This is a genomic window from Kurthia massiliensis, assembly GCF_000285555.1.
GTDB classification, from domain to species: Bacteria; Bacillota; Bacilli; order Bacillales_A; family Planococcaceae; genus Kurthia; species Kurthia massiliensis.
In genome coordinates, this window is sequence record NZ_HE611006.1 from 18639 (window position 1) to 30820 (window position 12182).

Sequence of the window (12182 nt, forward strand, 5' to 3'; positions counted from 1 at the left end):
TCTTATTTGAACGAATAAGAAGGTTTTTTTATTGGGGAGACTAGCAAAATGAGAAGGGAAGTAGATTTATGGGATTGCTGACAGATTTACAAACGAAAGTGTTAACAGCAGACGGCGCAATGGGCACACTGCTATATTCATACGGCATTGATTATTGTTATGAGGAGTTAAATGTATCAAAACCTGAAATTATCGAAGACATTCACAAACGCTACATCGAAGCTGGGGCAGATATGATTCAAACGAATACATATACAGCAAATGGGATTAAACTCTCACGTTATGGTATTGAAGACCAAGTTGTGGCAATTAACAAAGGGGCAGTTGATGTTGCGAAACGTGCAGCAGCACCAGGAGGTCAATACGTACTCGGTACGATTGGCGGTATTCGCGGTATTCGCAAATCTGACGAAACATTGGAAGAAATTTTAGCGGCGTTAACAGCACAGGCAGATATTTTAATTGCAGGTGAAGTTGACGGTTTATTGTTAGAAACGTTTTATGACTTTGAAGAATTATCAGCGCTCGTAAAAATTTTACGCGCCAAAACGGATTTACCAATTATTGCGCAAGTGTCGATGCATGAACCAGGTGTATTGCAAAACGGTCTGTCACTAAACGATGCATTACAACAATTAGAAGCACTTGGCGCCAATGTCGTCGGTGTAAACTGCCGCCTAGGCCCACACCATACGATTCAAGCGTTTGAAAATGTCGAGCTACCAAAAACAGCATTCCTCTCAGCATATCCAAATGCAAGTTTACTTGATGTTGAAGACGGTAAAGTCGTGTACGAATCAGAAGCAGACTATTTCGGTCGCGCTGCTATTTTACTGCGTGATCAAGGCGTACGTTTAATCGGCGGTTGCTGCGGCACGACGCCGGCACATATCGCTGAAGTAAAAAAACGTTTAGCCGACTTACCGCCAATAAAAGTGAAAACGATCGAACAACAAAGCGTTCGTGAAATTAAAGAAGCAGACGTTGTAGACCGTGAACCATTGCACATTCAAGCAAAACAAAAACGTACGATTATAGTTGAACTAGATACACCGCGTCATTTAGAAACAGATGCGTTCGTAGAAGGTGCTGAAATTTTACAACAAGCTGGCGCAGATGCAGTAACGATGGCGGACAACTCACTTGCTTCACCGCGTGTTAGCAATATGGCGATGGGGGCACGTTTAAAATATGAGAAAAACGTGCGCGCACTTGCACATATTACATGTCGTGACCGCAACTTAATCGGATTGCAATCACATTTAATGGGCTTAGATGCACTCGGTATTACCGATATTTTAGCGGTAACAGGGGACCCGACAAAAGTAGGTGACTTCCCAGGAGCAACGAGCGTTTATGATGTTTCAAGTTTAGAGTTGTTAGAACTTATTAAAAAGCTGAACGAAGGGATTTCATTTTCAGGAAAGCCGCTTCGTAAAAAAGCGAACTTCTCGGTCGCTGGCGCCTTTAATCCGAACGTCCGTAACGTCGAACGCGCGGTGCCACGTTTAGAGAAAAAAATTGCAGCCGGCGCAGACTATTTTATTTCACAGCCGGTTTATACGAAAGAAAAAATTATCGAAGTATACGAAGCGACAAAACATATTGAACAACCGATTTTCTTAGGCATTATGCCGCTAACGAGTCTTCGCAACTCAGAGTTTTTACACAATGAAGTACCTGGTATTAAATTATCGGATGAAGTACTTGGACGCATGCGCGATTGTGGCGAAGATAAAGATCGTGCACGTGCAGAAGGGCTCGCGATTGCGAAAGAATTAATCGACGTCGCAACACCACTTTTCAAAGGCATTTATTTAATTACACCGTTTATGCGTTATGACATGACGGTTGAATTAATTGATTATATTAAACAGTTAGATGCACAAACGGAAGGGGAACAAGTCAATGTCAAAGCAACGTATTGAGGAACGATTACGTGACCATATTTTAATTTTAGATGGCGCGATGGGCACGATGCTACAAAACGCAAACTTAACTGCAACAGATTTCGGGGGCGAAGAATTAGAAGGCTGTAACGAAAATCTTGTATTAACACGCCCAGACGTCGTGAAAGATATTCATACGAAATATTTTGAAGCTGGTGCAGATATCGTGACGACGAATACATTCGGTGGCACACCACTCGTATTAAATGAATACGGTTTAGGTGACAAAGCGTATGAAATTAATAAACGTGCAGTCGAACTAGCAGTCGAAGCAGCGGAAGCGTTCTCGACACCTGAATGGCCTCGTTACGTCGCAGGTGGTATCGGACCGACGACGAAAACATTGTCGGTAACAGGCGGTACAACATTTGATGAACTACAACACAATTTCTACGTGCAAGCAAAAGGGCTAATCGATGGCGGCGCAGATGTGCTTCTAATGGAAACGTCACAAGATATGCTAAACGTTAAAGCAGGCACACTCGGTATTAAACAAGCGTTTGAAGAGCTCGGTAAAGAGTTACCGGTCATGATTTCAGGAACGATTGAGCCGATGGGAACAACGCTTGCTGGTCAAACGATTGATTCGTTCTACATTTCAATCGAACATATTAAACCGTTATCTGTCGGTTTAAACTGTGCAACAGGTCCAGAATTTATGACAGACCACGTGCGTACACTATCTGAAATTGCGACGAGCTACGTGAGCTGTTATCCGAACGCTGGCCTTCCTGATGAAGAAGGGCATTATCACGAAACGCCGGATTCATTGTCGAAAAAATTAGCAGGTTTTGCCGATAAAGGTTGGTTAAATATCGTCGGTGGTTGCTGTGGTACGACGCCAGCACATATTTCAGCGATTCGCGAAGCGGTGAAAGATAAAAAGCCACGTCCGCGCCCAGACCACAATCACCCACATATGGTGTCTGGTATTGAGCCACTCGTTTACGACGATTCAATGCGCCCATTATTCGTTGGTGAACGTACGAACGTTATCGGTTCTCGTAAATTTAAACGTTTAATCGTTGAAGGGAAATTTGAAGAAGCAGCTGAAATCGCACGTGCACAAGTGAAAAACGGTGCGCACGTATTAGACGTATGCCTTGCGAACCCTGACCGAGAAGAGTTAGAAGATGTGGAACGCTTTATGGAAGAAGTCGTGAAAAAAGTAAAAGTGCCGTTCGTTATCGACTCTACCGATGAAAAGGTAATCGAAGCAGCTTTGAAATATTCACAAGGTAAAGCGATTATTAACTCAATTAACTTAGAAGACGGTGAAGAACGTTTTGACGCGGTATTACCAATCGTTAAAAAATACGGTGCATCAATCGTTATCGGGACAATTGATGAAAAAGGGATGGCGGTCGACCGTCATCGCAAGTTAGAAATTGCTGAACGTGAATATGATTTACTCGTCAATAAATGGGGCATTGCACCAGAAGATATTATTTTCGATCCACTCGTATTCCCAGTCGGTACAGGGGATGCGCAATACATCGGTTCAGCTGTTGAAACGATTGAAGGTATTCGTCTCATTAAAGAGAAAATGCCACGTGCATTAACGATTCTCGGTGTTTCGAACGTATCATTCGGTTTACCACCAGTCGGCCGTGAAATTTTAAATGCGGTTTACTTATATAACTGTACGCAAGCAGGGTTAGACTATGCGATCGTCAATACGGAAAAATTAGAGCGTTACGCGTCGATCCCAGAAGAAGAAATTAAACTCGCAAACGATTTATTGTTCAATACGACAGATGAAACGCTTGCGGTATTTACAGACTTTTACCGTGATAAAAAGAAAGAAAAAACAGAAGCGGACATTCCAAAAACGGTACCAGAGCGCTTAGCGTACTACATTTTAGAAGGTACGAAAGAAGGTTTAATTGAAGATTTAGAGGCAGCGCGCGACATGTATGAAACGCCGCTCGATATTATTAACGGGCCACTTATGGAAGGCATGGCAACAGTCGGTAAGCTATTTAATGAAAACCAATTAATCGTTGCGGAAGTATTACAATCTGCTGGTGTTATGAAAGCAGCTGTTGCCCATCTTGAACAGTTCATGGAAAAAGAAGCTGATGATACAGGGAAAGGGAAAATGCTGCTTGCGACTGTTAAAGGAGACGTGCACGATATCGGTAAAAACTTAGTCGATATCATTATGAGTAACAACGGTTATACTGTTGTTGACCTCGGCATTAAAGTAACGCCACAAACATTAATTGAAGCGATTCGTAAAGAAAAGCCAGATATTGTTGGCTTATCAGGTTTACTCGTAAAATCAGCGCAACAAATGGTTGTGACAGCACAAGACTTTAAAGAAGCGGGCATTGATACACCGATTATCGTCGGTGGTGCAGCACTTTCTCGTCGTTTTACCGATACGAAAATTGCCGCAAACTACGACGGTCCTGTCATGTACGCGAAAGATGCGATGCAAGGACTCGAAACGATTAACCGCTTAATGAGTGACGACCGCGAAGCGTTACTAGAAGAAATTGACGCGGCACAACAAAAACGTAAAGTACAAGATGCAAAACGTGCGGAAAATGGTGCTGTAGCTGTTGCACCAAAACCAGTGAAAACGGTGAATACTGATTTCCCAGTATTTGAACCAGCGGATTTAGAACGTCACGTCATCCGCAATTATACACCGTCTTATTTATACCCGTATGTGAACTTACGCACATTAATCGGCCACCATTTAGGCTTAAAAGGCTTTAAAGAAGATATGATTAAAGAAGGCGATCCACGTGCAGTTGAACTGTACGAATTAGTGCGTGGCTACTTACAATCAGATTTACTACATCCACAAGCAATGTATCAATTCTTTAAAGCACAATCAGATGGGGATGACGTCATCATTTACGATCAAGATGGCACGACAGAAATCGAACGTTTTACATTCCCACGCCAACAAAAAGCGCCGTTCTTATGTTTAGCCGACTTCTTAAAATCAAAAGATAGCGGTGAAATGGATTATGTCGGCTTCTTACAAGTGACAGCGGGGCGCGGTATTCGTGAAAAAGCACAAGAGTTGAAAGAGCAAGGGAAATTCCTTGAAATGCACGCATTACAAGCGACAGCACTTGAACTTGCGGAAGGTTTAGCGGAACGCGTCCATCAAACGATGCGTGACCATGCGGGCTATCCAGACCCAACGGACTTCACGATGCGCGATCGTTTTGCGGCGAAGTACCAAGGGCAACGTTTCTCTTACGGTTACCCAGCTTGTCCAAACTTAGAAGATCAAGCAAAATTATTCGGCTTAATTCACCCAGAAGATATCGGTGTAAACTTAACTGAAGAATTTATGATGGACCCTGAAGCATCGGTATCTGCGATGGTATTCTCACATCCAGATGCACGTTACTTTAACGTTTAATTTATATGAAGAGCGCAAGCATTTGCTTGCGCTTTTTTGTGTATAGTGATGAATGTCATATGATAGTTATGACATATACGTCTCGTTGTCATAAACGTTTCCATGTATAGTAAACATACTATCTACAATGGAGGCACGAATATGACAGATCGCGAAAAAATTAAGCAATTGAAAAAAGATGTCGCACCGTTTACAAAATCACAAAACGCTGTAAGTATCCGTCAATTGATCAATACGCTTGGCCCGCTTCTTCTTTTATGGGGCGTGGGGTACGTATTATTTGAATCATTCCCATGGATTTCTGCCATTTGCGCAGTGCTTGCGAGTGCATTCGTCGTTCGTACATTTATCATTTTTCATGATTGTACGCACGGTTCATTTTTTAAAAATCGTAAAGCAAACCAAATTGTTGGGAATATTACAGGGGTACTCACAACGTTTCCGTTCCAACAATGGCGTCGTGAACATTTAATTCACCATGCACATAGCTCGAACTTAGATGAACGCGGCATCGGCGATATTTGGATGATGACGACAGAAGAATATGCGGAAGCGACAAAATGGCAACGTTTTTGTTACCGCGCATACCGTCATCCACTCGTGATGTTCGGCCTTGGCCCATTGTACTTAATTTTAGTCGTTAATCGCACGAATGCGAAAGATGCGAAACGAAAAGAACGTTTAAACACACATTTCACGACAATTGCCTTAATCATTATGCTTGCAGTACTTGCAATTGCATTCGGTTGGCAAGCGATGCTCGTCGTTCAATTATTATCAATGTATATCGCAGCGATGCTCGGTATTTGGTTATTTTATATTCAACATACGTTTGAAGATGCTTATTTTGAAAATGAGCAAGAATGGGATTACGTAAAGGCTGCTGTAGAAGGCAGTTCATATTATGAATTACCGAAGTTTTTACAATGGATTTCTGGTAACATCGGTTACCACCACGTCCATCACTTAGCACCACGTATTCCAAACTACGAATTAGAACAAGCACATGCGCAAACGCCGCCACTTCAAAAAGTGACGACGATTACGTTAAAAACAAGTTTTTCATCATTACGTTTTAAACTATATGATGCATCAAATAAACGTTTTATTACCTTTAAAGAATATGCCGCATTAAGAGGCGCTTCCAACAGGGGTTTGCTATAATAAATGCAAGAAAATGGTCGTAAGGAAGTGGATCCCACATGATTAAAATCGTGTTAGCAGAAGACCAAGGCATGCTCCTTGGCGCGATGCAATCACTCATTAATATGGAAGATGATATGGAAGTCGTCGCAACAGCACGTAACGGTGTTGAAGCACTTGAAGCAATCAAGGAGAACGAGCCAGACGTCATTATTATGGACATTGAAATGCCTGAAAAAACCGGTTTAGACGTTGCAGAGATGTTAAAAGGAACTGATCAAAAGATTATTATTTTAACGACGTTTGCGCGTCCTGGTTATTTCGAGCGCGCGAAAAAAGCCGGTGTCCGTGGTTATTTATTAAAAGACAGCCCGATTGAAGAGCTTGTCAATGCGATTCGCGTCATTATGGATGGACGTCGTATGTACGCACCAGAGTTGATCGATATCGTTTACGAAGAAACAGTCGAAAACCCACTAACAGAGCGCGAAACAGAAGTGCTCGGACTCGTGGCGGAGGGTAAAACGACGAAGGAAATCGCGAAGGAATTGTTTCTATCACCTGGTACAGTCCGCAACTACATTTCGACGATTTTGGACAAATTAGAAGTGAGTAATCGTATTGAAGCCATCGTTCGTTACAAAGAAAAAGGCTGGAATAAATAAAAAAGTCCGTTTTTAGCGCGATCAAAAACGATCATTTTGTCATTGTGAGCACATTCATTGAAGAACATTTTTGTACGGTATATACTCAAGGTGTGAACAACGATACCCAAGTTGTACACAAATTTTCTTTTGCTAAAAATTTCCGTTTACGTTGGCTTATGCATTGTTTTAAAGGAGATATGCAACAAATGGCTCGATTCTGACCGTTTTTAACGCGATTCGTGACAACATATTGAATTGTCTCCTTAAAATAGGTAACGTTGAGTACGGTACACAATAATATTATGACAAAAAAGTCGCCTTCCCTACATGGAATAGGGAAGGCGATTTTTATATATGTTTAAATTTATTAGCGACCATTTGCATCCGGTCATTAAAAAGTGTCGGATAGCTTAAAAAGCCGAGAAAGACGCAGGCAATAGATGTCGTCGTCATTAACATAAATTGAACGAGTAATTGAAAAAGCACTGCTTGCATCGGATCAGCACCTGCGATAATTTGTCCACTCATCATTCCGGGCAGTTGCACGAGACCAATCGTTTTTTGACTTTCAATCGTTGGCAACATGCTCGCTTTCATCGCATGCATTAATTGACGATGCACTGCTTGTTTAGGTGTGCCACCGAGTGATAACACGAGTTCGATTTGATCTTGGTGTGCAGCGACTTCTGCGGTAAATCGATTTAAAAATAAAATCGTCATGACCATCGCATTACCGATTGCCATTCCGCTCAGTGGAATGATGTATTGTGCTGTTGCGGGAATGACGTGAAAGCCGATTAAAATACTCATCACAATCGCCTCAATGAGCACGAAGGTGCACGCGATTTTCCACGTAATGCCGTCAATGCGACGACCTTTTTTGCGTGCATTTAACGTCGCTGCTGTAATCATTAGTAAAATCATCGCAATGATATAAGCGATATGTTGTCCATCAAAGACGAACGTTAAAATATAGCCGATGATGAGCAATTGAACAATCGCACGAACAGTTGCGATGAGGACATCTTTTCCTAATTGTAAATGTAAAGCTTTAGACAAAACGAGTGGAATCAGAACGAACGTTAACGTAATGGCAAGTGTTGCAATCGTCATTTTAATTCACCTCGCATAAATTGTTGAACGACTTCATGCGATGAATGTTCAAGTAAATGACATGGCCCGCTTTCAATTAATTGGCCGTGTTGCATCATCCACATGTAATCACCGATTCGCTTCGCTTGTTCTAAATGATGCGTAATCCAAATGACGGTAACTCCACGTGCTTTCATGGATAAAACAAGTGACTCAATTTCTGCTACCGCATGTGGATCAAGTGCAGACGTAATTTCATCGAGCAATAAAATGTCAGCATCATTCATTAACGTCCGGGCAATCGATACTTTTTGACGTTGCCCGCCGGACAGTTTACGTGCAGGTGTATGTAATAATTCTTGTCGTAAACCGACGACTTCGAGTGCTTCGGAAGCTGCCTGTTTTGATAACGTTTTACTTTGTAAACGATATGGGAGCGCTAAATTATCGAACACTGTGCCATCAATCATTGGCGCTGCTTGTAAGGCTATCCCAATTGACTGCCGAAGTACAGTCGGCTCATATACATGAAGCGGTTGCTCGTTATATAAAATCGTGCCTGTCGTTGGAGATAACAGAGCATTGCACAATTTTAAAACGGTCGTTTTGCCAGCGCCAGAAGGACCGACAAGTGTTGTAATTTGCCCTTTTGGAAAATGACCAGTAATATTGTGTAAAATCGGGGTGTCATGTAAAGAAAGTGACACTTGTTGAAATGAAATGGCTGCGTGCATGAAATTCCTCCTTTTGTAAAATCGTATCATAATGCACGTAAAAATATATGGCTTTTCATACTCGATACTTATGAAGAAAAGGTGATGAAATGAATTATACAACTTTGCAAGTGCCGAACGATACGCTCTATATTGCGGCAACGAATGAAGGACTTTGTTATGTCGGCAACGACGTAACAGAGTTAGAAGCGTTTGCGATAAAACGGAAAGAAACGCTTCACGAAAATGATGAAGCAATGCGTCTATACGTTGCGCAGTTTCAGGCATACTTTGCAAATGATTTAAAAACGTTTGACGTTCCACAAGATGTCATCGGCACAAACTTGCAACGACAAGTATGGGCGACATTGCAACAAATTCCGTACGGTGACGTGTGGGCGTATCAAGATGTTGCGAATGCAATCGGTCGTCCAACAGCGGTGCGCGCCGTTGCGAATGCGATTGGTCGCAATCCGTTATTAATCGTCATTCCATGTCACCGTGTTATCGGTAAAAATGGGAAATTAACGGGCTTCCGCAGTGGTTTAGCGATGAAACGTACGCTACTAGCAATCGAAGGATTGACGCAATATACGCAATAAACGGTGTGTTCCGTACACACCGTTTTTTATTTGTTATAATACATATATCAAGACAAGTGACAAATGCTATAGACGACGTATAGCGTCAATTTTGTTTAGATATAAAGGGAAATACATAGCCAACTTCATAGAAGAAAGAAGTCGAGGCATATTCAACATACATTTGGGGAACGTATTTACAGAAGCATAAACGAATTCAAAGTGGAAGAAGGGACTATTTATGAAATCAATTTATCCAGACGATAGCTTAGCGTTACATACCGACTTATATCAAATTAACATGGCAGAAACGTATTGGGCAGACGGAATTCATAATCGTAAAGCGATTTTTGAATTGTACTTTAGAAAGCTACCATTCGGTAACGGTTATGCAGTATTTGCAGGGCTAGAACGCATTTTGGACTATTTACGTGATTTTAAATTTAGTGAAACAGATTTAGCATACTTACGTGATGAAGTTGGCTACAAAGAGGACTTTATCGATTATTTACGCGGTATCCGCTTTACAGGGGACGTGTACTCAATGCTTGAAGGTGAACTCGTATTTGGCAATGAACCGATCTTACGCATTGAAGCGCCACTTGTAGAAGCACAATTAATTGAAACGGCACTGCTAAATATCGTCAATTACCAAACGTTAATCGCAACGAAAGCGAGCCGCATTAAACATGTTGCAGGTAATGAAACAGTGATGGAATTTGGGACACGTCGTGCACAAGAAATGGACGCGGCGATCTGGGGCACACGTGCTGCCATCATCGGTGGCTTTGATTCAACGAGTAACGTTCGCGCCGGAAAATTGTTCGACTTACCAGTTGCAGGAACGCACGCGCACTCACTCGTACAATCTTACCGCAGTGACTATGAGGCGTTTCATGCGTACGCGCGCCGTCATAAAGATTGTGTCTTCTTAGTTGATACGTATGACACATTAAAATCAGGTGTGCCGACAGCGATTCGCGTCGCAAAAGAACTGGGCGACAAAATCAATTTCATCGGCGTTCGTTTAGATAGTGGCGATATCGCATTTCTTTCAAAAGAAGCACGTCGTATGCTAGACGAGGCGGGCTTCCCAGATGCGAAAATCGTCGTATCAAATGATTTAGACGAATATACGATGCTGAACTTACGTGCACAAAATGCGCAAGTAGACCTGTGGGGTATCGGTACGAAAATCATTACCGCATATGACCAACCAGCTTTAGGCGCTGTGTACAAAATCGTGTCAATCGAGGACGAAAATGGCGTGATGCAAGATACGATTAAAATTTCAGCGAACGCAGAAAAAGTAACGACACCAGGTCATAAGCATGTATATCGCATTATCGACCGCGAAAACGGAAAAGCAGAAGGCGACTACATTTGCATGCACGATGAAGATCCGAGCAAAGAAGATCGTTTAAAAATGTTCCATCCGGTGCATACGTTCATTTCAAAATTCGTCACAAACTTTGAAGCGAAAAACTTGCACGAAAAAGTTATTGATCAAGGGGAAATTGTTTATACGTCACCATCTGTGGAAGAGATGAAACAATACACGTTTGCGAACCTTGAACTTTTATGGGACGAATATAAACGTTCATTAAACCCAGAAGCATACCCAGTTGATTTAAGTCAAAAATGCTGGGACAACAAAATGCGCAACATTGAAGAAGTAAAGCAAATGGTTGATCAAACTGTAAAAGAAATCGAGGGGGAATCATAATGACATTACAACAACGCATTATTGACGAACTAAGAGTTTTACCGACAATTGATCCACAACAAGAAATTCGTCGCACGATTGATTTTTTAAAAGACTACGCGCGTAAGTACTCTTTCGTACGTGGTTTCGTGCTAGGTATTTCTGGCGGACAAGATTCAACACTTGCCGGCAAATTAACACAAATGGCCGTTGATGAATTAAATGAAGAAGCGGGCGAAGCAACATACGCTTTTTGGGCTGTGCGTTTACCGTACGGTGTTCAAGCAGATGAGTCAGATTGTGAAGACGCATTAGCGTTTATTAAACCGACAAAGACGTATACGGTGAATATTAAAGCGGCGGTCGATGCAGGTGTTGCGGCATTAAAAGCAGCCGGTGTCGAACTGACAGATTTCCAAAAAGGGAACGAAAAAGCACGTGAACGTATGAAAGTCCAATTCGCCATTGCCGCTGCAAACGGTGGTGTCGTACTCGGCACAGACCATGCGGCAGAAGCAATTACAGGTTTCTATACGAAGTTTGGTGACGGCGCAGCAGATTTAACACCACTTTGGCGCTTAAATAAACGCCAAGGCCGTGCGATGTTAAAAGCGCTCGATTGCCCACAACATTTATATGAGAAAAAACCGACAGCTGACTTAGAAGAAGATCGCCCTGGCATTCCAGATGAAGATGCACTTGGCGTAACGTACGATGACATCGACGATTACTTAGAAGGTAAACAAATCGATGAAGCGGCACAAAAAATTCTTGAAGGTCACTATTTAAAAACAGCACATAAACGTCATTTACCGATTACGGTATACGACGATTTTTGGAAATAACGACGAGACGAGGTTGGGAAAAAACATTTCATTTTCCTTTTTTAACGTTCACAACAAAAAACCGGAACCGCGCCACAGCGCGATTCCGGTTTTTCTTATGCTCATTTGAGATGATGTTT

The 12182-nt window shown here is 42.1% G+C and carries 9 protein-coding genes; 7 read left to right on the plus strand and 2 right to left on the minus strand.

What is annotated here, in order from left to right; genetic code table 11:
* Window positions 1-68: 68 nt before the first annotated feature.
* From KMHG_RS16000 to KMHG_RS16015, 4 genes are all read left to right on the plus strand, one after another.
* On the plus strand, window positions 69-1928 hold the full coding sequence (locus KMHG_RS16000; protein WP_010291054.1) for a bifunctional homocysteine S-methyltransferase/methylenetetrahydrofolate reductase: 1860 nt from the start codon (window positions 69-71) through the stop codon (window positions 1926-1928).
* Window positions 1909-5337 (plus strand): methionine synthase, encoded by a 3429-nt coding sequence (metH, locus tag KMHG_RS16005; RefSeq protein WP_010291056.1) that lies wholly within the window; start codon window positions 1909-1911, stop codon window positions 5335-5337. The genes KMHG_RS16000 and metH overlap by 20 nt, the downstream gene beginning before the upstream one ends.
* Window positions 5338-5478: 141 nt before the next feature.
* Entirely contained in the window at window positions 5479-6501 is a 1023-nt protein-coding gene (desA, locus tag KMHG_RS16010; RefSeq protein ID WP_010291059.1) for a Delta(5) desaturase DesA, read from the plus strand.
* Between the two features lie 38 nt (window positions 6502-6539).
* On the plus strand, window positions 6540-7145 hold the full coding sequence (locus KMHG_RS16015; protein WP_010291061.1) for a response regulator transcription factor: 606 nt from the start codon (window positions 6540-6542) through the stop codon (window positions 7143-7145).
* Window positions 7146-7475: 330 nt separating this feature from the next.
* Here the strand turns inward: KMHG_RS16015 and KMHG_RS16020 are convergent, their stop codons facing one another.
* Complete coding sequence (locus tag KMHG_RS16020) at window positions 7476-8240, minus strand: ABC transporter permease (protein ID WP_010291064.1); 765 nt, start codon at window positions 8238-8240, stop codon at window positions 7476-7478.
* On the minus strand, window positions 8237-8953 hold the full coding sequence (locus KMHG_RS16025; protein ID WP_010291065.1) for an ABC transporter ATP-binding protein: 717 nt from the start codon (window positions 8951-8953) through the stop codon (window positions 8237-8239). Before KMHG_RS16025 ends, KMHG_RS16020 begins: the two co-directional genes overlap by 4 nt.
* 89 nt (window positions 8954-9042) lie before the next feature.
* Here KMHG_RS16025 and KMHG_RS16030 point away from each other — a divergent pair, with 89 nt between their 5' ends.
* The 3 genes from KMHG_RS16030 (at window position 9043) to nadE (ending at window position 12063) form a co-directional block, all read left to right on the plus strand.
* Window positions 9043-9534, plus strand: coding sequence for a methylated-DNA--[protein]-cysteine S-methyltransferase (locus tag KMHG_RS16030; protein ID WP_010291066.1), 492 nt, complete (start codon window positions 9043-9045; stop codon window positions 9532-9534).
* 220 nt (window positions 9535-9754) lie between these two features.
* Window positions 9755-11239, plus strand: a complete 1485-nt coding sequence (locus KMHG_RS16035; RefSeq protein ID WP_010291068.1) for a nicotinate phosphoribosyltransferase — start codon at window positions 9755-9757, stop codon at window positions 11237-11239.
* On the plus strand, window positions 11239-12063 hold the full coding sequence (gene nadE, locus KMHG_RS16040; RefSeq protein ID WP_010291069.1) for an NAD(+) synthase: 825 nt from the start codon (window positions 11239-11241) through the stop codon (window positions 12061-12063). The genes KMHG_RS16035 and nadE overlap by 1 nt, the downstream gene beginning before the upstream one ends.
* Window positions 12064-12182: the final 119 nt, after the last annotated feature.

Bases quoted from the DNA above. Each gene is read 5' to 3' on its own strand.
- KMHG_RS16015 (WP_010291061.1), top strand. From the start codon at position 6,540: ATGATTAAAATCGTGTTAGCAGAAGACCAAGGCATGCTCCTTGGCGCG.
- KMHG_RS16000 (WP_010291054.1), top strand. From the start codon at position 69: ATGGGATTGCTGACAGATTTACAAACGAAAGTGTTAACAGCAGACGGC.
- metH (WP_010291056.1), top strand. From the start codon at position 1,909: ATGTCAAAGCAACGTATTGAGGAACGATTACGTGACCATATTTTAATT.
- KMHG_RS16025 (WP_010291065.1), bottom strand. From the start codon at position 8,953: ATGCACGCAGCCATTTCATTTCAACAAGTGTCACTTTCTTTACATGAC.
- KMHG_RS16020 (WP_010291064.1), bottom strand. From the start codon at position 8,240: ATGACGATTGCAACACTTGCCATTACGTTAACGTTCGTTCTGATTCCA.
- desA (WP_010291059.1), top strand. From the start codon at position 5,479: ATGACAGATCGCGAAAAAATTAAGCAATTGAAAAAAGATGTCGCACCG.
- nadE (WP_010291069.1), top strand. From the start codon at position 11,239: ATGACATTACAACAACGCATTATTGACGAACTAAGAGTTTTACCGACA.
- KMHG_RS16030 (WP_010291066.1), top strand. From the start codon at position 9,043: ATGAATTATACAACTTTGCAAGTGCCGAACGATACGCTCTATATTGCG.
- KMHG_RS16035 (WP_010291068.1), top strand. From the start codon at position 9,755: ATGAAATCAATTTATCCAGACGATAGCTTAGCGTTACATACCGACTTA.